This window comes from Flagellimonas flava (genome assembly GCF_900129665.1).
Classification (GTDB): Bacteria; Bacteroidota; Bacteroidia; order Flavobacteriales; family Flavobacteriaceae; genus Flagellimonas; species Flagellimonas flava.
In genome coordinates this window covers 681075-702367 of record NZ_FQWL01000001.1, presented here as the reverse complement: position 1 = coordinate 702367, position 21293 = coordinate 681075, and the positions used below count along the sequence as shown (strand labels likewise).

Here is a 21293-nt window from a genome sequence, read left to right as displayed (position 1 = left end):
AAATCCATCTTTCCGATTTCCCAATCCTATCGGTTTAGTCCATCGAACATCTTAACTATGGAAAGTTATTTTAAACTCTTCCTATTCAAGATGAAAGACCGTTCAAGCACAACTCTTTATAAAACAACCGCCCTTTCCACACTCTATTTCTTTTGTCTGTTGTGTGGTTATTTCATCCTTAGACCTCTTAGGGACGAAATGGGCATACAAAATGGTGCAATTAATATGCAATGGCTTTTTACAGGAACCTTTGTGGCCATGCTCTGCATTATTCCATTGTTTGGATATCTCATTAGCCGCTATTCCACGGCAAAGGTTTTGGTTTATTCCTACACCTTTTTTCTGGTCAATATTTTGGCCTTTTATCTTGGATTTAAGTTTTATGGACCTTCAAAGGGCATTGCCATAACTTTTTTTATCTGGTTGAGCGTATTCAATCTGTTTGTGGTTTCACTCTTCTGGAGTTTTATGTCGGATATTTTTAACAGCGCCTCTTCGAAGCGGTTTTTTGGGATTATCGCCTCTGGAGGAAGCCTTGGTGCTTTGTCAGGACCTTTAATAGCTCATGAAGTAAGTGCCATCTCCATAGACTTGCTTTTAATTTTAGCTGCTCTGTTTATTGCTGGTGGATTATGTTGTATTCTTGGGCTCATCGCACTGACCGATAAAAAAAGGTTTCAAACGACTCCAAACGATTCTCAGTCCATAACAACAAATCGTCTTTTCGAGGGTATTCAATTCATCTACAATTCGAAATACCTGCTGGGCATTGTACTTTTTGTTCTGCTATATACTTCAATATCCACGGTGCTCTACTTTGAACAGGCCCACATTGTGGAAGCGGAATTTACAAAAAGCTCTAACCGTATCGCCTACTTCTCCAGAATCGATTTCACGGTTAATGCTATAGCCATTTTAGGGCAATTTTTGTTAACCGCGCAGTTCATCAAAAGACTCGGCCTGTCCATCGTCCTAGCCTCCATTCCTTTTCTAATGGGATTGGGCCTTATTGTTTTGGGTGTGCGTCCCAGTTTAGGAATTGTGGCTGCACTAATGATTCTTCATCGCTCCGGCAATTTTATGTTACTTCGACCAGGTAGGGAAATCTTGTTCACCGTTACGAATCAAGCTGAGAAATATAAAGCCAAGAACGTTATAGACACGGCTATTTATAGAGGTGGTGATGCACTTGTCGGTTGGCTTTTTGCGACCTTTACCGCTCTGGGTTTTGGTCTTGGGTTCATCGCCTGGCTTGCGGCACCGATTTCTTTTCTGTGGAGCATTACGGGCTATCGACTAGGGAAATTGCAAAAAAGTAAAGAACATATAGTAACTTTAAAAAACAAGCTTTATGAAAACCCTATTTAGCAGAAGAGATGCGCTGAAATTATCTATACTTGGCAGTGTAGGATTCTCATTTGGTACTATGGGAAACCTCTTGCCCTATTCTAAAGTTCAGACAAGGCCAATTCCGTCCTCAGGAGAGGACCTTCCCGTCGTAGGTCTAGGTACCTGGCAGACTTTTGATGTAGGGAATTCCGATGCGCAAAGAGCGGTGTTGACGCAAGTACTCCAGGAACTATATCGATTTGGGGGCTCTGTAATTGATTCTTCCCCCATGTACGGAAGTTCGGAGCGTGTTGTTGGAGACTTGACCAAAGCACTCAAATTTCAAAACGAACTTTTTTATGCCACAAAGGTGTGGACTTCGGGAAAGTCAGCCGGGATACGGCAAATGGAAGCTTCAATGGCCAAAATGCAACGAGAACAGATGGATTTGATTCAGATTCACAATCTGGTGGATTGGAAAACCCATGTTAAGACACTAAGGGAATGGAAAGAGAAGAGGAAAATAAAATACTGGGGAATTACCCATTACGTAGATTCATCCCATAAGACCTTGGAACACATCATTCAATCCGAAAGGCCAGATTTCGTCCAATTCAATTACTCCATCAATTCCAGAAATGCGGAAAAGTCATTGTTGGACACCACCAAAAAGTACGGCACTGCAACGATCGTCAACCAACCGTATGCTGGAGGTTCGCTTTTTAGAAGGGTCAAAGGGAAAGAAGTTCCGACATGGGCCAAGGAATGGGACATTAATAGCTGGGGGCAATTCTTTTTAAAATTTATCCTTTCCCATCCAAACGTCAACTGCGTTATTCCGGGGACTTCAAAACCACATCACATGGTGGACAATATGCGTTCAGGATTGGGCAAAATGCCCGATGGGACAATAAGAAATCGCATGGTAATGTATTTGAAATCGATTTAGGGGTTGGTTACATGGGTGCCAACGGAAACTTTACAGCCCCGTAGCAGCCCAACCACAAGCCTCCCAAATGGGACAGATTCAGTCCGGTTTCGAACCAAATAGGTCCATGCCACTGTCCGCAAGCAGTAAACAGGAAAATCTTGGCCACAACAAAGAGGGAAATAAACACCAATGGTAAAACATTATCCTTTACCACGATCAAAGTGGAAATAAAACCGGCCACAACAGCGGACAGAAAAAATGCAGCGCTGCCAAAAACCAGTTCTTGAACTGATGAAGAACAAAAACTGAGGCCTTTAAACAGGATATCCTGCGAAATGGTCGTGTAAAGAATCAATGATGAGCCCCCTACCGCGGTGGAGAGCACAGTGAGAAAAACCCGTGTGCGCGAATTCATGATTGAAAAGTAGTTTTTTGATTGTGGTTTGTTTTTTGATTTGACCAGAAATTAGGAAGAACCCTCCAATCCCAAGACTACTTTAACATCGATTTACGTTAAACTTTGCTAAATAAAAACGGCGGTAGTATGCTTTACTTCGTTGATTACAAAGGAACTCTGAGTATTTCCAATGTTACTGATCACCGTTAGTTTTGTAACCATAAATTCCCGGTATTTAATCATATTTTCCACATTGACCCGAAGGATATAATCGTAATCCCCACTAACATGAAAACATACGGAGACCTCGTCAAGTTTCAGGATTTCCCGCTCAAACCGCAATACATTTTCTTTAGTATGTTGCAGCAAACGAATATGGCACAGAGCCGTAAAACTGCGTCGTACTTTTTCTTTATCTACCAACGCAACATAATTGGTGATTACGCCCTGTCTTTCTAATCGCCGGATACGCTCGTACACGGCAGTCTTTGAAAGGCCAAGCAAATCGGCATAGTGTTTTGTGGTCCTCTTACAATCCGCCTGCAACAGCTGTACCAATTCTTTGTCAATATTGTCCAGTTCCATACTGATTTTCTTTCCGATAAAGTTAGTGAAATCAAAGATAATTAGACTAAAGTTCTATTAAAATTGAAATTTTGGATTAAAAAACTAAAATGTAAATTTTTAATTGACTTTTGGTCGACATAAAGTTAATTTTACTTGTAAATCAACCATTATGGACTATAAAGCATCAGACGAAATTCAAAGTTTACAGTATTTCGGTGAATTTGGGGGGGTTAATCCCTCAATCTCGGATTCATCCACCTACACTTTCCTATCCGCTAAAACCATGTTCGATACCTTCGAGGGAAACACAGAGGGCTGTTATCTCTATAGCAGGCACTCCTCCCCGTCCAACCTGTACTTGGGGGAAGCAATGGCCCAACTGGAAGGAACAGAATCTGCAAATGTTTACGCAAGTGGAATGGGTGCTATAAGTGCCGTAATTCTTCAACTGTGCGATGCTGGGGACCATATAGTATGCAGCAGAACAATTTATGGGGGTACCTACGCACTGCTAAAAAACTTTTTAAAGAAATTCAACATTACCACCTCATTTGTGGATATCACAAATCTGGAGCAAGTAGAACAAGCTATCACTTCTAAAACAAAGATGGTGTATTGTGAAGCCGTGAGCAATCCCCTGTTGGAGGTGGCAGATCTTCCACAGTTATCCAAGTTGGCTAAAAAACACCAACTACCATTGGTTGTGGATAATACCTTCTCCCCTCTTTCCATCAGTGCAGCCAAATTGGGCGCTGATATTGTAGTACATAGTTTGACCAAATTCATTAATGGTAGTAGCGACTGTGTGGCGGGAGCCGTTTGTGCTTCGACAGAATTTTGTCTGGCGCTCAAAGATGTAAATGATGGCGCAGGTATGCTTTTGGGAAGCACTTTGGATAGTCTCCGGGCGGCTTCAATTCTCAAGAACATGAGAACGCTTCACATTAGGGTAAAAAAACATAGCGAAAATGCCCAATATCTTGCCAAACAATTTCAAAAAGATGGTCTGAAAGTAGTGTATCCCGGCCTTGAATCACATCAAGGGCACAAAACAATGAGCAAACAAATGAATCCTGAATTTGGATTTGGTGGGCTCTTGACCATTGATGTGGGCTCATTGGATATGGCCAATGCGCTTATGGAATTGATGCAGCGTGAAAAGCTAGGTTACCTTGCCGTGAGTCTTGGATTCTACAAAACCCTGTTCAGCGCACCCGGAACGTCCACCTCCTCTGAAATTCCTATGGAAGAGCAGGAAGAACTGGGTCTTTCCCAAGGGCTTATTCGATTTTCCATTGGTTTGGACAATGATATACACAGGACCTATTTGGCCATGCATTCCTGTATGGAAAAGTTGGGTATTTTGGAAAGCAATCCTGCCATGGTTTAATTGATAAGCCATCTTTTTCGTTTGCAGAACAGCATCCAAAGTTGTAATATTACTCGATTGCAAAACCAAACTACATGGCGAAAAAAGCCCAAAAACCCAAGTACAGAGAAGCTGAAAATATTGTGGAAAACAAAGAGTTAAGTATTTGGGAGGCCTTGATTCCAGTTTTCGCCTTGGTTGCCATGTTGGCATACAACGTTTTTGTGTTTGGTGATAGTGCCATTGAGGGGTCCAACCAATTTATTCTATTGCTTGGGGGGGCTGTAGCTGCCGTTGTGGGTTTTAAGAATAAAGTTTCCTACAAACAGATGCTGGCGGAAGTTGCAGAAAATGTAAGATCTACAACAGGAGCCTTATTAATCCTGTTGATGGTGGGTGCCTTGGCAGGGACTTGGTTGATCAGTGGAATTATCCCGGCCATGATTTACTATGGACTTTACATACTGAATCCAACAATATTTCTTGCAGCCTGTGTTGTTATATGCGCCATAATCTCCATTGCTACGGGAAGTAGTTGGACTACGGCAGCTACCGTGGGCATTGCACTTATAGGCATTGGGGATGTACTTGGAATTTCATTGGGAATGACAGCTGGAGCCGTACTTTCCGGTGCTTATTTCGGGGATAAAATGTCCCCTTTAAGTGATACTACAAACCTGGCACCGGTTATGGCTGGAGGTGAGCTTTTTTCCCATATTAGATATATGGCTCTTACTACAATTCCAACCATAACGGTAACACTGTTGATCTTTATCATAATTGGCTTTTCCATAGACTCAACCGGGCCCGCGGATGCATCCGAAATCCTTAGAATCATCGGAGAAAGATTCAATATAAACGGATGGCTTTTCATAGTCCCCATAGTTGTAATCTTTTTAATCATAAAGAAGACACCTCCTCTGGTGGCACTTTTGATTGGAACACTCCTTGGCGGTGTTTTTGCCCTAATTTTTCAGCCGAGTATTGTGAGTTCTCTTGGAGGTGCAAGCGAGCTTTCGTTCGAATCTGGGTACAAAGGGGTACTCAATGCCATTACGGTTGAAACGCAGTTGGAAGCACCCGAGAAATATAGTAAGCTTTTTAAATCAAAAGGAATGGCCGGTATGCTGGGCACCATTTGGTTGATTGTCTGTGCCATGGTTTTTGGGGGTATTATGGACGGTATTGGAGCGTTACAGCGTATTACCAAGTCGCTTTTAAACATGGCCAAAACTACTTTTGGACTCTTTGCAAGTACAGTAGGTAGCTGTTTGGCTTTGAACGTAACGGCATCGGACCAATATTTGGCACTTGTGGTTCCGGGAAAGATGTTCAGCAATGCTTATAGGGAAAGAGGCCTGGCACCAGAAAACTTGAGTCGTACCTTAGAGGATTCGGGAACCGTCACCTCGGTGCTGGTACCTTGGAATACCTGTGGTGCGTATCATAGTGGTGTACTCGGAGTTCCCGTCATAGACTATTTTGCCTTTGCCATCTTCAACTGGCTCAGTCCGTTTATGACCTTGCTTTTCGCTGCCCTTCAAATCAAAATCAAACAATTGGTAGTTCCTGCCAAAGCGTAGCATTTTTCCAGTTTCTGACCAAACATTTTATGGTAATTCGTTTGGATAGGACGTATATTTACGCTTTAAACTTAAAACATCAGTTTACCATGGCTTCAATTACCTTAGGTGGCAGTCCTGCCAATACGATTGGGGAATTACCAGCATTGAATGCTGCTGCTCCAGATTTTACATTGACCAAATCAGACTTGTCCAGTGCATCTTTATCCGATTATGCGGGCAATAAGTTGGTCCTCAATATATTTCCAAGTGTTGATACGGGTACCTGCGCCCAGTCGGTTCGTCAATTCAATCAAGAGGCTGCAGAATTGGAAGGCACCAAAGTGCTTTGTATCTCCAAAGACCTTCCGTTTGCCCAAAAAAGATTCTGCGGAGCCGAGGGCATTGAAAATGTAGATATGCTTTCTGACTATAAATCCGGGGATTTTGGACGGGATTATGGTCTTGCCTTTGCTGACAGTGCGTTTGAGTCACTGCACTCCAGATGTGTTGTGGTATTGGATGGAACTGGTAAAGTGATTTACACGGAACAGGTGCAAGAAACTGGTGATGAACCCAATTACAAAGCCGCCCTCGAAGCCTTAATGGATGCCTAAGGAGCCATTCTTGATCAATAGGATTAAAAGTGTTGGTTTTGCCTTTAAAGGGTTGTTTTTGTTATTGCGAACTGAAGCCAGCATAAAAATCCAATTTGTAATTGCCTTGCTGGTAACCGGAGCAGGGTTTTATTTCGAAATTTCGAAGACAGAATGGATGCTACAATTATTTGCCATTGGAATGGTCATGGGTATTGAGGGAATGAACACCGCCATTGAAAAATTATCGGATTATGTGCAACCGGAGCAGGACCCGAAAATCGGATTTATAAAAGATATATCAGCAGGAGCGGTTATGGTGGTGTCCCTTATCGCAAGCATTGTTGGACTTATGATTTATCTTCCCAAAATCATCTGATCGACGTCTGTTTCCCTTTCAAGCATCGTAAATTTGTAAATTAGCCCCGTTATTAATCAATTGCATGGCCAAAAAGAGGACGAAATCCAAATCTAAACCCGCAAAAAAGTCTTTTTCATTAAAGCTGTCCAAACAAAACAAGATTATTTTTGGCAGCCTTCTCATTGTGCTCAGTATTGCCCTCTTCTTCTCCTTTATATCCTATTATTTCACCTGGCAGGAGGACCAGAGCATGCTGACGGAGTTCAAGGACAGAAACGCCGAAGCCAGTAATTTGCTCAACAAATTTGGTGCTGCGGTCAGTCATTTTTTTATGTACAAAGGGTTCGGACTCGCTTCCTTCGCTTTCCCATTGCTTTTAGCAGTTACCGGGCTTTATCTTTTTCTTGGTCTAGACAATAAAGGTCTTATTGGAAAATGGATTTGGGGACTTATAGGAATCATTTGGATATCCGTCGCTCTTGGATTTTTCGCCATGGAACAACCTCTTTTGGGCGGACTGATAGGCTATGAAATGAACGATTTTCTCCAGGATTACACAGGTAAAATTGGGGTTTTTCTATTGTTGTTGTTTGTTTTAACGGTGATACTGGTTAGGCTTTTCAACTTTAGCCCGGAAGGTATCGCCAACTTCTTTCGTTCACAGAAACAGAGCCTAAAGGCTGATTTCTCCACTAAAAAAACGACTGCAACAAAAGAAACCATCACAGAGAACAGTATAGAGCTCAGCACAGAATCTGAAGAACCTGTGGTCATTGACACCTATACGCATAAAAAAGACATTCCTCCATTGCAACAAGAAGCAGGACTCGATGTCAATCTTCCTAAAGAAGAGGAATCGGATATCGACTTGAAAGTGGAAAAAGTGAAGGAGGAAAAGGAAGAAAAAAACACCACGGCTGCCAAGTTGGTCAAGGATTTTGGGGAATTTGACCCCAAATTAGAACTGGGCAACTACAAATTTCCACCCATAGACCTTTTGGAACCCCACGGGGCTTCCGGAGGTATCACCATTAACCAGGAAGAGCTTGAGGAGAACAAAAACAGAATTGTTGGCACCCTTAAGAATTACAAGATAGGTATCGCACAGATCAAGGCGACCATTGGTCCAACGGTGACACTTTATGAAATTGTACCTGAAGCGGGTGTTCGTATTTCAAAAATTAAAAATTTGGAAGACGATATCGCTCTTTCTTTGGCTGCCCTTGGCATTCGGATTATTGCTCCAATTCCAGGAAAAGGGACCATAGGTATAGAGGTGCCGAACAAAAACGCAACTGTTGTTTCTATGCGTTCGGTAATTGCCTCCAACAAATTCCAAAAAGCGGAAATGGAATTGCCCATTGCATTTGGAAAGACCATTAGCAACGAAACTTTTGTAGTGGATCTGGCCAAAATGCCACACATGCTCATGGCCGGGGCCACCGGACAGGGTAAATCGGTGGGGTTGAACGCAGTGATCACCTCCCTCCTTTACAAGAAACACCCGGCGGAAATCAAGTTTGTTTTGGTTGACCCCAAAAAGGTGGAACTTACACTCTATAACAAAATTGAGCGTCATTTCTTGGCCAAACTACCGGATTCGGAAGATGCCATTATTACGGACAACACTAAGGTCATCAACACCTTGAATTCCCTTTGTATTGAAATGGATAACCGTTACGAATTGCTCAAAACGGCGATGGTTCGGAACATAAAGGAATACAACGTCAAGTTCAAAGAGCGGAAGTTGAACCCCAATGATGGGCATAAGTTCCTTCCCTATATTGTTTTGGTGATTGATGAATTTGCTGATCTTATCATGACAGCGGGTAAGGAGGTTGAAGCTCCCATAGCTCGTTTGGCGCAGCTGGCAAGAGCCATTGGAATCCATTTGATCATTGCCACGCAAAGACCCTCGGTAAATGTCATTACAGGAATCATCAAAGCCAATTTCCCCGCACGGATAGCATTTAGGGTAACCTCAAAAATTGATTCCAGAACCATATTGGACGCACAGGGTGCAGATCAACTTATTGGTCGAGGGGATATGCTTTTTACCCAAGGGAACGATGTGACACGACTTCAATGCGCTTTCGTAGATACTCCAGAAGTGGGGAAAATAACGGAATATATTGGCTCGCAAAGGGCATATCCTGATGCTCATTTGCTTCCTGAGTATGTGGGCGAAGATTCTGGCACGGGTATTGATTATGACATAGCGGACAGAGATGCCATGTTCCGAGAAGCTGCAGAAGTCATCGTAAATGCGCAGCAAGGCTCGGCATCGCTTATCCAACGAAAATTAAAACTAGGATACAACCGTGCGGGGAGAATTATAGATCAATTGGAGGCAGCTGGAATAGTTGGCCCATTTGAAGGCAGTAAGGCCAGACAGGTACTTGTGCCAGATATGTTTTCCCTGGAACAACTTTTAGAAAATGAAACAAAATAACATGACACCCAAGAAACATATACTTTTTATAGGGCTTTTTGTGCTAAGCCTAATGACCTTCGGTCAAAATTCCCCTAAGGCAAAGGCTTTGCTGGATGATGTTTATAACAAGGCAAGCAGCTACGATAACATTCATATTGATTTCACCTACGCGCTGGAAAATACCGAAGCTAACATCAAGCAAGAATCCAGCGGTAATGTTACACTAAGCGGGGATAAGTATCTCTTGGATTATCTAGGTGCTCAACAGTTAAATGACGGAAAAAAAGTATATACCGTAGTGCCGGAGAACGAGGAAGTCACTATCGAGGACATCAGCGAGGATGACAATAACATCACCCCATCCAAAATGCTTACCTTTTATAGAACTGGGCATAATTACGCTTGGGATATTCTGCAAAATGTTGGGGGAAGAAAAATCCAATATGTAAAATTGACTCCTATTGACAGCAATACGGAAATCAAAACCATTCTTCTAGGTGTGGATACTCAGACAAAGCATATTTATAAACTCATCCAGACCGGGCAAAACAACACAAAAACAACAATTACAGTTAATTCTTTCAAAACCAATCAGCCATTGTCCAGCAAGCTCTTTACCTTTGACGGGAAAAAGTACGAGGACGAAGGGTACTATATTATAAGAAATTAGTGCATTGAAAATACTAGACCGATATATTCTATCGAGATTTCTGTATAACTTCTTTAGCTCCTTCCTCATCTTGATTGTCATTTTCATCTTTCAGGGGATATGGCTTTTTATAGATGATTTGGCGGGAAAAGGACTTGGCGTGGTCATCATTGCCAAGTTTATTTTTTATTTCATACCCACACTTGTGGACAAGGTACTACCGCTAACGGTGCTCCTATCTTCCATTCTTACCTTCGGGACCTTTGCTGAAAATTATGAGTTTGCCGCCATGAAGGCCTCGGGGATTTCTTTACAGCGGGGAATGCGAAGCCTTATTGTTTTTGTACTGTTTTTGGGTGTTGTTACATTTTTCTTCGCCAATAACATAATTCCAAAATCGGAGCAAAAAATGTTCAACCTTAGACGAAACATTGCCAAGGTTAAGCCCGCAGCGGCCATTACCGAAGGCGTGTTCAGTGATTTTGAAGGTACGGGAGAGGGCATGAACATTAAGGTGGAAAAGAAATATGGCGAACAAGATCGTTTTCTGGACAATGTGATTATCCATAAAAAGACCAAACAGAGCGTCAACAATACCGTCATCAAGGCCAAAGCCGGGGAGTTGATCAGTAGCGAGGATTCGGACATCATCCAGTTGGTATTGAAGGACGGAAATTATTATGAAGAGCTGAAGCCCAAATCAAGTAAGGATAAAAGGAAACACCCTTTTGCCAAGTCCAAATTTGAAACCTATACCATCAATATCGATATCTCCGAACTTAACAACCAGGATTTGGAAGAGGACGGGAACATCACCACGGATAAAATGAAAAATGTGGTACGGCTCGTCAAGGACATTGATTCTCTGGGAAAAAATAACGTTGAGAAAGTAGAGGCCTTTTCCAAAAATATTATCACAAGAATGGGTGGCTTTCCAGAACCTCCAAAGCTGGATAGCCTTCAACTGGCCAGCGAAGCGTTATTGAACAAATCAAAAGTTGATTCCTTACAACAAATCCAGTACGATACCATCAGTACCATAAAGGAGTTCATCAATACCTTACCGGAGTGGCAACAGTTGCAGGTAGTGAGCTCGGCCAAGACCACAACGCAAGGGGTGCTATCCACGGTAGTGGCCAAAAAGGAAGAACTACAGAAGCGTTTCAAGTTCTACAATAGCCATATCCTTTCCCTACATAAAAAATACGCATTGGCTTTTTCCTGCATTATTTTGTTTTTCGTAGGGGCTCCCCTAGGTGCTATAATTAGAAAAGGTGGGTTGGGACTCCCGATGGTAATCGCCATTATCTTATTTTTGACCTATTATTTTATTGGAGTTTTTGCAGGAAATTATGCCAAGGAAGGGAATATCCATCCATCCATTGGAGCGTGGCTTTCAACCTTGATCATGCTGCCCTTGGGTATTTCGCTTACCCGACGCGCGACAGCAGATAGAGGATTGTTCGGATTTGGACATATTTTTGATGCGATAAAGAACCTGTTTAAAAGGAAGAAAAAAGACGAGGAAGATGATGATAACGAAGGATAAGAAAATACAACTCAACGCCATTGAGGAAGCCATTGAGGATATCCGACAGGGTAAGGTAATCATTGTGGTTGATGATGAAAACAGGGAGAACGAAGGGGATTTTCTGGCTGCTGCAGAGTTGATAACCCCAGAGACCATCAACTTTATGGCGACCCATGGCCGTGGTCTTATCTGCGCACCCCTTACCGAAGGTCGTTGCGAGGATTTGGGACTTCATAAAATGGTAAGTCATAATTCCGATCCTTTGGAAACCGCATTTACCGTTTCTGTTGATTTACGTGGAAATGGCGTCACTACGGGTATTTCGGCCAGTGATCGCGCCAAAACCGTGATTGCACTTACCGAACAACAGACCAAGCCGCATGATTTGGCCAGACCAGGTCATATTTTCCCATTGATCGCAAAAGAAGGTGGAGTGCTGCGAAGAACTGGACATACTGAAGCCGCCATAGATTTTGCTCGCCTAGCAGATTTAAAACCGGCCGGAGTGATCGTGGAGATCATGAATGAGGATGGTACCATGGCGCGTTTACCGGAACTTGTGGGGGTTGCCAAGAAATTTGACCTAAAGATTGTTTCCATAGAGGACCTGATCGCCTACCGTATGGAGCATGACAGTCTGATTGAACGCAAAGAGTCTTTTGACATCAAGACACGTTTTGGGGATTTCCGACTGCGGGCCTATAAGCAAACTACCAATGACCAAGTACACATTGCGCTTACAAAGGGCAGTTGGAAAACTGGGGAGCCAGTCTTAACCAGAATTAACTCGACCCTCGTAAACAATGATATGTTGGGGACACTGACCAACAATCCCGACGAAACCTTGCAACGTATGTTCAATGCCATCAATGCGGAAGAAAAAGGTGCTATGATCTTTATCAATCAGGGCAATCAACATATGAACCTGTTGGGACGACTGGCAGAGCTCAAAAAACTGCAGGCACAGGGTATTACCAAGGCACCAAAGATTGAAATGGATGCTAAAGATTTTGGAATCGGTGCCCAAATATTACATGATCTGGATATTTCCAAATTGCGATTGCTCACCAACTCCGAGCAGACCCGCCGTGTTGGTATGGTAGGTTATGGTTTGGAGATTGTAGACTATGTAAAGTATTAAAGTTGGGATTGAATCGTTGCAGCCATCCTTTGTGCTCTTTGTTGCACTTCTTCAATGGTCCAACTGAGTTTTATTAAGCAAGAGATGTTTCTTCCCACCCAACGGTCTGAAGCTGAAAAATCACTCTTAGAATCATCAGGCAGAGATTCCAAAACATCTTCAGGAAGTTTACCCAAGGATTTCTTTTGGGTTAGATGTTCCCATCTGCGGTAATAATGCCAATTATTATCAAACCAATAAAAACAGCCATCCACTCCATTTTGACCAAGAGCGGCATGTGTTTTTCTTGCTACTTCTTCCGAGGGAAGGAAAAAGTTCAGAAAGGAATAATTTTCCTCCCCTCCTTCTGGCACACGCCTAAAAACGATCCCAGGGATTTCCGAGAGGGCCTCACGTAAAATGGTATAGTTTCTTTTTTGGATTTCAAGAAAATCGTCCAATCTATCAATTTGGGCAAGACCAACCGCAGCGTTCAATTCGGAAATCCTAAAATTATAGCCCAAAAAAGGATGGGCTTCTGCCCCCCTATCATTTCCGATATGGTCATGACCGTGATCGGAATACTTATGGGCATTTTCATAAAAGCTTTTTGTATTGGTAATCAAAGCCCCACCTTCGCCGCAGGTAATGGTTTTGACATAGTCAAAAGAAAAACAGCCTAAATCCCCAATACTGCCCAAAGGTTTCCCATTATAGCTTCCTCCTATAGCCTGACATGCATCTTCCAACAACAATAAACCATGCTCTTTGCATATAGATTGTAAAGCGGTCAAATCTGCCATAGAACCACACATATGAACAGGCATGACAACCTTTGTTCTTTTTGTAATTGCAGTTGCTACTGCTTTTGGGTCTAGTGTAAGTGTATCATCCACATCAACCAGAATGGGGATTGCCCCCAATGCCAAGATGGATTCAAAACTGGCTACAAAAGTGAAGGTGGGCATTATGACCTCATCCCCGGCCCCTACCCCTGCACTTGCCAAAGCAACGGTCAAAGCAGCAGTACCACTACTAACTAGATGCACATATTCGGTCTTCATACGCCGTTCAAGAGCAGCTTCTAGTTCCTTGGCCTTCCAATGCCCATTCCGCATCCCATCAAATCCATAGCGCATGAGAACACCAGAGTCCAATACATCCTGTACTTGCTTTTTTTCCTGTTCCCCGAATAATTCAAATCCCGGCATATCCTATATTTTGAAATAATTAAAAGTCAATAATTATTGAAAAGAAACCATCATGTAAAAAACCATAATTTAATGGCCATAACCACCACCATCACTACTAAAAATGACTTGATAAATCCATCTCCTTTTTTTACCGAAAACCGACTGGCAACCCAAGCCCCTGTTCCATTCCCAATGGCCAATATAAATCCCAATTTCCAATCAACTTTGTCATTGAAAGCAAAAACTGCCAAGGCGGAGAGCATATAAACAAATACCACCACCACTTTTGTTGCGTTTACCCTAACCAAATTCATCCGGTTCACAAAATGCATGAACAATATCATTAAAAACCCAAGGCCAGCATTGATAAATCCACCGTAAATTCCAAAAAAGAAAAAGACGATCACACTCCACCAAAGGTACTTTCCGGTAAGTCTTTCCTGCATTTCCATCAATTTCATTTTTGGTTTGAAAATGATGATGAGGACTACGGCCAGCATTACAATGGCCAAGATTCGGTTAAAGGTCTCACCTTTAATGTCGACGGCTATCCTAGCACCTATTATGGCTCCCAAAAAAGCAGAAATACCCAAATAAAGATTGAAGGGATAGGTAGAGATTCCTTTGCTTTTAAATCCTGCTGTGGCCATGGCTGTTTGGATAACGATAGCCACCCTATTGGTTCCGTTGGCCACGGCTGGAGGAAGGCCCAGAAAAATCAAGGTGGGAAGGGAGAGCAGTGATCCGCCACCGGCAATGGTATTTATAAAGCCTACAGCAAAACCCACAACTACCAAAAGTACGTAATGCCACCATTGATCCATGGGCACAAATGTAGGAGGTAATATCGGAATTGAAGCTTCAAAAAAAATAAAGTAGAGAGGCTTTTATAGAAATAAAAAAGCTTAGTATATTTGCACCCGCATTGGAGGAATGGCAGAGTGGTCGAATGCGGCAGTCTTGAAAACTGTTGAGGGTCACACCTCCGGGGGTTCGAATCCCTCTTCCTCCGCAAGAACAGTTGAAAAGCCCCTCAATCAGGGGCTTTTCTTTTCTGGTTGACAATCTAGTTGACAGAACTCTAAAGTATAATGTGCTTACACGCACATGTTAATCTGCAAAATGTGACTGTATGAAGGACGAAATAAACAAGCTCTTTGGAATCGATTTAGATTCTTCTGGAAGAGCAGAGAGTTATGACTATATCGAATCATTCATAGAGAAACATGTCGCAGATTGGACAAAACCCCCGAAAACCGAGGAGATAGTAGATCTTTTCTTCAAGGAACTCAAGCAGATTCCAGATAATGAATTAGCCTTTTTGATTTGTCATACTGGCTTTATTCCTGAGTTTTATGGACATGATTCAAGCCAAGAAACACTTTATTCAAAATTAGTTGAGGCAGTAGTCTGTGAATGGGCTATCCGATTAGGTTTTAAAAAATCTTTTTTGCAAACCCAAAAAGCAAGTAAAGAGGACGTAACGATAGTTGATTATAATGACCATACTATTGTATGCGATGCTAAAAGTTTTCGATTAGGTCGTAGTCAAGGAGCACCGAACGTAAAGGACGTAATTAAAAAGGCAGATTATGATAAATGGCTAGAATCATATGCTGAGGACAATAGGAAAGGTGGTTTACTTACGTTTCCTTCCTTGCATAATTGGAAGAAGGGTAGTGATGTATATTTATATTGCAGTGATAAGTCCGAACCGATAATGCTTCTTTTTTATGAACATATGTCCTTCGCTCTCCTAAAAAACATTGAATCAAATCATCTTCTTACAATCTTTGATAATTACGATTCCGTACATCCAACAGAAACAAAGGAGGCTTCGGAATACTTAAGTCGACTTGAACCGCAATTGTTTGATAAGATGATAAAGGAATGGGAGGATTACAAAAAAGTGTTTAATTTCATTATCGCAGAAAGGGTACAACATACTATTCAGCGAATTTCAAGGGAATTAGAAACAATCAAGGAACGTATTACTATTGAAATAACCACAGAGGAGGATCTCGAAAAGCTAAAGTCTGCACTAATTGATTCACTTTACCATAATGAGAGTTCTCAATTGCAAAAAAATCTGAAAAACATTAAGAAATTTAGATCTCACTAAGTTTTGAAAGAACCATTCTAGAAACTTTTTCCTCTACCCTATTTGATCGTCTGGATAATGTATTAAGTCTAAGTCCTCCGACTACACTAAAAAAGAAATTTAGTTTTTCAATATTTGACTGGTTCTTATTTATTTTTGTTTTACTACTATTCTCAAATTCTGAAAATACCTCAATAGCCATCTTGAGAACGGAATTGGGTGGCAGATTTTCCGAATTTATTTCTGATAAGTCTTTAATCGTATTTTCATTTATCAATCCTTTAGACTTTAGCAGCTTTTTCACCTTTGCTGGCTGGTCGTCGGAAAGTTTATATTCTAAAAATGCAGTTGTTAGTGTGTCTAATTTTACTGGAGACCATTTTTTTATCCTTTGTTCTTCATACAGTTTAATTAGTTCATCATAACTTTCTTTAAAGGGCAAACCCTCATTATTAGATAATTTACATGCCAAAGCAGCCAAATATATAACCACCTGACTTTGTTTAAGCTCACCATCAACCATCATCTGATGAATCCCGTTTACATCTTCAATTGCAGTTGATACTGACTGTGTTTCCTTTGTCAATCTAAATACTATCACACCATTAAGTGCTTCATAGTTCATAGCTCTTGGGCGTGCTATTCTTTCCATTTCCAATGGAATGCAAGAGTCGATTTTAAATCCAGAGTCAGTAATTGACCTATTTATGATTTCCCATCCCTCAAAAGTCTTATGAGAGTACAGCATCAACATCTTTCCTTTGTTTTTTAGTACTCGATAAGACTCTCTTAATACATTGGTCATTATTCTTTCATAATGTTGGCTAGACCTATGTTTTCCATTCTTTTTACTTGTTAATTCTACTATTGCTTCCTGAGACGCATCATTTCGAAGATCAATTGACTTATCATAAGTGTTTGCAATCAGTATTTCAAACCACGGTCGAAAAAATTCACTAAGTGCTGTATAGTCAACCGAATCAAAGTAGGGAGGGTCCGTTAAAACCATATCTATTGTTCCATCTTTGAGATTCAGCTTCTCCGAAGAACCTTTTAATATGTCTACTTTGTTAAGCCTATTGATGGAGGTGTAAGTCTTAACCACACGATTCAACTTTGACTTTAAGTTCGAGCCTTTGTTAAAAAAAGGATTGACTTCAATATAATCCCATTTCATTCCAACTCCTGGCCCAGCAAGACTTCTACCAGTTTGTTCGTTTTGACTTATCCACATGGTTCCATTACTGTTCCAATCAACTAAAAACTCTATTAAACATGTCAAACCGAGTAAAATCTGTTTCGCTTTTAATTTTCCGTGAATATTTACATCTATGTGATATTGCTTAGTTAGTTCCTCTATTAATCCTAATAAAATTAGAAGTTGTCTATCGTTAAAAAAGTTCTGATGATACTTTAAATCATATAAAGTAGGATTGATTACTCCCCCTCTGCTTCTAACAGTTGACTTAGGATTAAATTCAGAAAGCCTTTTGATTTCCTTTTGAACAAAAGTCTCCTTAAAGGATAATTCTTCGAGCATTTCTGAATCAAATGACTTATATGTTTTTTTTCCGTCCAAATAGTAGCAAATTGCCAATGGCGAGGAACCTAGGGTATTTTCATTGCAATACTCTTTTATGTCTTTAAAGCTATTTTCCACTCCACAGGCAGGACAGGTGAAACCGTTCGCTCTTTCCCTTTCATACTCGGTACTTCCAATTTTGTACCTTCCATTTTTTCCATCTAGGGTAACTAACTTATTCTTCTTTTTCGAGAAGTACCTTAATCTCCTAAGTTCTAATTCCCCTCCGCATGATTTACAATTTGCAGTTTTGGACCAAAAGATTACATAAGGTATAGTACTCTCAAAATTATATAAGGAGGAGTACTTGTCTTCTAACCTTTTAATTACCTGACTTCCCGAATTTTCAAGCATTAATCCGAAATTTTCGATGCCCAGAGAGTCAAAAAGAGTATGTTGAAGAAGACTTGCTACAGGGTTTAATTCGGAAGAAAAAGTCTTAAAACCTAAGCGTGCACTTTCAAATGGAATGGAACCTCCTCCAGCGAATACATCTAGAATATTTATTTCACTTGTATTGAAAATGCTAGAAAATCTTTTTAAATCCTTTTTAGAGGGATTTAATTCAGCGGCTAACCTGTTAAGGAAATCAATTTCTTGATTGTCTAGCTCGGAATTTCGTAATTGAATTGATTCATTAATTAGAAGTGCTCTCATAGCCCGGATTGGTCTTCGAGCCCACCAGACTTTCATTGAATTATAGTGCTCATCCCTTAAGTATTTCTCGCTTACTCCAATCTCACTTATGAACTTATTCGATAAAATCATTAACTGTCTATTGTTAACCAAATTTAATCTAAAGTTTCTATTTTTAAGCTTAAAATAATCAGATGAGTAAGATAAAACTAGAACTTAAAAAGAGAAATAAATCGTTCGGAATTATTACTTGGCCGTTTAGTATGGACGAAACTATTAGAGATTTTTTAAAGAGTAATCCAACCATAGATATAATGTTTGAAAACCAGTTATATCCAAATAGAAAAGTTGATTACAAGTATAGGCGAATATCGTTTGGAGGGAAAAGTAAAATGAAGAAACTCCAAGACAGCAACTATATAACATTGGAAAAACAAAAAAAACATGTTTTAGTTAAGGGCCACTAGATTATGATTATTGTAGGTTGATTTGAAGGCTATTTTCATTGAATATGATGTTCAATGTTATTTTCCAAAGTAGCAATAAGATAGTCGGGAACCTTATAATTAGTTAAACAATCTCCATCAACGTTTATCCAATCGCATCGTTCAGAACAATATTCCCATTCTCTGAAATTACTCAATAACTGAGTTACAGATTTCTTTTTCCCCACAGTTGAGAAAGTATTAAAACCAAATCGATCAAATATTCTTTTACCTTTCATGGCCTTAAGAATTGTATCAAGGGCTTTTATGTAAATTCGGCCTGCATCTTTTGTTTTTGATCTTTTTTTAAGATCAGGCTCGGTAAAAATCTTACTTCCATACTTAATAATTTCGATTAGCCCTGATTCCAAATTATATACTTTTTGCAAGTTTTGCGCTTGTCTTTTAGCAAATTTTCTAGTCCATAACCTCAACCACTCTTCAAGCAATAGTTCGGCAGTTTCTTTGTCTTTTGTAATTATATGAAAATGGGGGTTATAGGTTTTTTTAACTGGATTAAAATTACATTCGAGTGATCGTATGCCCATTAACAGCTTCCCCCTACCTCTTTGGTGTCTTTTACGATACTTAGAAGTAATTCTACTAAAACCAATTATAAATTTCTTTATATACAAGGACAAGTTATTTGCGTTACAGGATTTAACAGTTAATGTAAGGAAGTATGGGCTCTCCCAATTTCTCATAATTGGATAATACTTGTTAATTAGTTCTGCCTTTCTAATACTACAACAAAGGGTGCAGAATCTATTTTTACAATATTTACCATACAACCTACTATCATCTGTAATAATTCTTTGTTGGCAGTGATAGGTGTTCCAATACGCTTTTTCCATTTCTAACTCTCCATCTTCTTTAGCAATATCTATTAAACTCAGCATCATAGACTGAGTAATTGTTTTTCGTTTTGCACGTCCTTTTAACGCATCTGTCTTACTCAAATCAGAACCATTTCCATCAACAAATATGTATTCTTGTCTCGGTTTGTTTGTCCCGTTTTCTGCTAATGTATAGATGTGATCACCTCCGAATGATTTCTCTTCCATAACTAGCCCTTACAACCTTTGGTATTTTAGAGACTTAACTTCACCTAATTCATTAAGCAAATCGGATTTCAGAATGAGATAAGGCCTTCCAACCTTTTTAGCAGGTATTTTACCCTCACGGATGTAATTATGCACAGATTGTTCAGATACATTAAGAAACTTGGCAGTTTCTTTAACGCTTAAATAACTGTCTTCTTCCTCAATTGATTTTGTATAGATTTTACCTAATAGGACTTCAATACCAGCAAGCCTATTCTCAATTGTTATAAATGGATTTTCCATATCGCTCATTATTTTTGAGCAATACTAACGTTAAGCTATAAGAAGTTTGTGACGTGGTAACCACGTGGTAGGTACACTAATTTATTTTTAAAAGTTTAAGCTCTTCTAAGGCTAACTTTTTAGCTTTCGGGTAGTTCTCCAACATTTCTTTCAAAACAAAATTTATATTGTCAGCCTTTGAGTTTTTTAATCGTTCACCCTTGTTGTTCGCTATTCGATTATAGGCCTTCTGAATATTAGTATCATCTTTTGAATACTGTGCTCCAATCTCTTTCCATGCCTTTTTTGATGGAAAAGAGTTTTCCGTTATAAGCTCTTTTGATTCTGAAGTGTAAAAACAGAAATATGCAATATCTGTACGATTAGGTCTATTCCCATTTGAATTGGAGTTGTTTCTGATAACTTTTTCCAGCTTCTCCAACCTATTCAACCTTTGTTCTTCCTTGTAAAAACTCTGTTTCGAAGTAAAAAAGTCTTGCTGCAGGGTGATGTGTTCGGGAATTTCCTCACCATTTAACTTATATTGAAGACCCTCATTGTCCAGTGCATGTAAAGTGCTGTTTATAACCCTGAGACTTTTGCTCAAGTGTTTCGTTTTCAAAAACATATCATTTAAAGACAAAAATCCCATTTTCAAAGTTTTATGCATCAATCGACGCATATCAAACCCCATTAGGCCTTTACCTTTTAGAAAAAAAATGGATTTGTAAAACTCCTTGGTTAGTTCAAAAACAACCTCATCATTTGATAAAATATGTCTATTCCCTCTTACAACATCTACAAATTCAACCGCTACCAACTTAAAGGTAATCAGCATCTGTAGTTTATATTTTTCACATCCTTTGTCCTCTTCACTACTGCTAAGGCCTTGACACCATAGACATTTCTTTTTAACTGCTTCGGGTATACTATCCTCAGCTGCTTTTTCCAACGTGTCGCATACTTTTTTATAGTTTTCTTCAGTACGTAAAAACTTTTTAAGAAACACTTCCGGCTGGACAAGGTTGGCATTCCTTTTTCGAAACTCTTCTTTACTTTTTTGATCCATTGGAATACGGACAATACTATCTTCGTCTTCCATCAAAATTTCGAACCCCACTGACT

The 21293-nt window shown here is 40.1% G+C and carries 20 protein-coding genes and 1 tRNA gene; 13 read left to right on the top strand and 8 right to left on the bottom strand.

Features of this window, described 5'->3' with window-relative positions; genetic code table 11:
- Window positions 1-90: 90 nt before the first annotated feature.
- Both BUC10_RS03235 and BUC10_RS03230 read left to right on the top strand, forming a co-directional pair.
- The gene (locus BUC10_RS03235; protein ID WP_073176445.1) at window positions 91-1368 is read left to right on the top strand and encodes an NTP/NDP exchange transporter; all 1278 of its coding nucleotides are present in this window, start codon (window positions 91-93) and stop codon (window positions 1366-1368) included.
- Window positions 1352-2278: an aldo/keto reductase gene (locus BUC10_RS03230; protein WP_073176444.1), complete on the top strand. Its 927-nt coding sequence runs from the start codon at window positions 1352-1354 to the stop codon at window positions 2276-2278. Before BUC10_RS03235 ends, BUC10_RS03230 begins: the two co-directional genes overlap by 17 nt.
- Before the next feature lie 7 nt (window positions 2279-2285).
- On the opposite strand, the gene BUC10_RS03225 is transcribed toward BUC10_RS03230, so the two are convergent.
- Both BUC10_RS03225 and BUC10_RS03220 read right to left on the bottom strand, forming a co-directional pair.
- Complete coding sequence (locus BUC10_RS03225) at window positions 2286-2675, bottom strand: hypothetical protein (protein ID WP_073176443.1); 390 nt, start codon at window positions 2673-2675, stop codon at window positions 2286-2288.
- A gap of 108 nt (window positions 2676-2783) precedes the next feature.
- Window positions 2784-3242 carry an Lrp/AsnC family transcriptional regulator gene (locus BUC10_RS03220; RefSeq protein ID WP_073176442.1) on the bottom strand — a complete coding sequence of 153 codons (459 nt, stop codon included), beginning with the start codon at window positions 3240-3242 and terminating at the stop codon, window positions 2784-2786.
- A 151-nt stretch (window positions 3243-3393) separates the two neighbouring features.
- Here BUC10_RS03220 and BUC10_RS03215 point away from each other — a divergent pair, with 151 nt between their 5' ends.
- From BUC10_RS03215 to ribB, 8 genes are all read left to right on the top strand, one after another.
- Window positions 3394-4614 carry an aminotransferase class I/II-fold pyridoxal phosphate-dependent enzyme gene (locus BUC10_RS03215; protein ID WP_073176441.1) on the top strand — a complete coding sequence of 407 codons (1221 nt, stop codon included), beginning with the start codon at window positions 3394-3396 and terminating at the stop codon, window positions 4612-4614.
- 74 nt (window positions 4615-4688) lie between these two features.
- Complete coding sequence (nhaC, locus tag BUC10_RS03210; protein ID WP_073176440.1) at window positions 4689-6176, top strand: Na+/H+ antiporter NhaC; 1488 nt, start codon at window positions 4689-4691, stop codon at window positions 6174-6176.
- Window positions 6177-6265: 89 nt separating this feature from the next.
- Window positions 6266-6772 (top strand): thiol peroxidase, encoded by a 507-nt coding sequence (gene tpx, locus BUC10_RS03205; RefSeq protein ID WP_073177119.1) that lies wholly within the window; start codon window positions 6266-6268, stop codon window positions 6770-6772.
- Window positions 6765-7130: a diacylglycerol kinase family protein gene (locus BUC10_RS03200; RefSeq protein ID WP_073176439.1), complete on the top strand. Its 366-nt coding sequence runs from the start codon at window positions 6765-6767 to the stop codon at window positions 7128-7130. The genes tpx and BUC10_RS03200 overlap by 8 nt, the downstream gene beginning before the upstream one ends.
- Window positions 7131-7194: 64 nt before the next feature.
- Window positions 7195-9564, top strand: coding sequence for an FtsK/SpoIIIE family DNA translocase (locus BUC10_RS03195; protein WP_073176438.1), 2370 nt, complete (start codon window positions 7195-7197; stop codon window positions 9562-9564).
- A 1-nt stretch (window position 9565) separates the two neighbouring features.
- Window positions 9566-10216: an outer membrane lipoprotein periplasmic chaperone LolA1 gene (lolA1, locus tag BUC10_RS03190; RefSeq protein ID WP_073177117.1), complete on the top strand. Its 651-nt coding sequence runs from the start codon at window positions 9566-9568 to the stop codon at window positions 10214-10216.
- A 4-nt stretch (window positions 10217-10220) separates the two neighbouring features.
- A complete protein-coding gene (locus BUC10_RS03185; RefSeq protein ID WP_084732517.1) occupies window positions 10221-11744 on the top strand; it encodes an LptF/LptG family permease in 1524 nt (507 codons plus the stop codon).
- Window positions 11728-12867 carry a 3,4-dihydroxy-2-butanone-4-phosphate synthase gene (gene ribB / locus BUC10_RS03180; RefSeq protein WP_073176437.1) on the top strand — a complete coding sequence of 380 codons (1140 nt, stop codon included), beginning with the start codon at window positions 11728-11730 and terminating at the stop codon, window positions 12865-12867. Before BUC10_RS03185 ends, ribB begins: the two co-directional genes overlap by 17 nt.
- On the opposite strand, the gene BUC10_RS03175 is transcribed toward ribB, so the two are convergent.
- Both BUC10_RS03175 and BUC10_RS03170 read right to left on the bottom strand, forming a co-directional pair.
- A complete protein-coding gene (locus BUC10_RS03175; protein ID WP_073176436.1) occupies window positions 12864-14057 on the bottom strand; it encodes a DegT/DnrJ/EryC1/StrS family aminotransferase in 1194 nt (397 codons plus the stop codon). The two genes, ribB and BUC10_RS03175, sit on opposite strands and share 4 nt — an antisense overlap.
- 50 nt (window positions 14058-14107) lie before the next feature.
- Complete coding sequence (locus BUC10_RS03170; RefSeq protein WP_073176435.1) at window positions 14108-14863, bottom strand: sulfite exporter TauE/SafE family protein; 756 nt, start codon at window positions 14861-14863, stop codon at window positions 14108-14110.
- Window positions 14864-14966: 103 nt separating this feature from the next.
- Between BUC10_RS03170 and BUC10_RS03165 the strand changes: the two genes are divergently transcribed.
- Both BUC10_RS03165 and BUC10_RS03160 read left to right on the top strand, forming a co-directional pair.
- A tRNA-Ser gene (locus BUC10_RS03165) sits at window positions 14967-15051 on the top strand.
- A gap of 120 nt (window positions 15052-15171) precedes the next feature.
- Window positions 15172-16161 (top strand): HindIII family type II restriction endonuclease, encoded by a 990-nt coding sequence (locus BUC10_RS03160; protein ID WP_073176434.1) that lies wholly within the window; start codon window positions 15172-15174, stop codon window positions 16159-16161.
- Here the strand turns inward: BUC10_RS03160 and BUC10_RS03155 are convergent.
- Window positions 16148-18490 carry a DNA methyltransferase gene (locus BUC10_RS03155; protein WP_073176433.1) on the bottom strand — a complete coding sequence of 781 codons (2343 nt, stop codon included), beginning with the start codon at window positions 18488-18490 and terminating at the stop codon, window positions 16148-16150. The two genes, BUC10_RS03160 and BUC10_RS03155, sit on opposite strands and share 14 nt — an antisense overlap.
- Window positions 18491-18552: 62 nt before the next feature.
- On the opposite strand from BUC10_RS03155, the gene BUC10_RS03150 reads away from it, so the two are divergent.
- Window positions 18553-18825, top strand: coding sequence for a hypothetical protein (locus tag BUC10_RS03150; RefSeq protein WP_073176432.1), 273 nt, complete (start codon window positions 18553-18555; stop codon window positions 18823-18825).
- Between the two features lie 35 nt (window positions 18826-18860).
- On the opposite strand, the gene BUC10_RS03145 is transcribed toward BUC10_RS03150, so the two are convergent.
- The 3 genes from BUC10_RS03145 to BUC10_RS03135 all read right to left on the bottom strand — a co-directional run bounded on the left by BUC10_RS03145 (window position 18861) and on the right by BUC10_RS03135 (window position 21288).
- A complete protein-coding gene (locus tag BUC10_RS03145) occupies window positions 18861-19907 on the bottom strand; it encodes a protein rep (RefSeq protein ID WP_073176431.1) in 1047 nt (348 codons plus the stop codon).
- A 9-nt stretch (window positions 19908-19916) separates the two neighbouring features.
- A complete protein-coding gene (locus BUC10_RS03140; RefSeq protein ID WP_073177113.1) occupies window positions 19917-20189 on the bottom strand; it encodes a helix-turn-helix domain-containing protein in 273 nt (90 codons plus the stop codon).
- Window positions 20190-20265: 76 nt separating this feature from the next.
- A complete protein-coding gene (locus BUC10_RS03135) occupies window positions 20266-21288 on the bottom strand; it encodes a hypothetical protein (RefSeq protein WP_073176430.1) in 1023 nt (340 codons plus the stop codon).
- Between the last annotated feature and the right edge of the window lie 5 nt (window positions 21289-21293).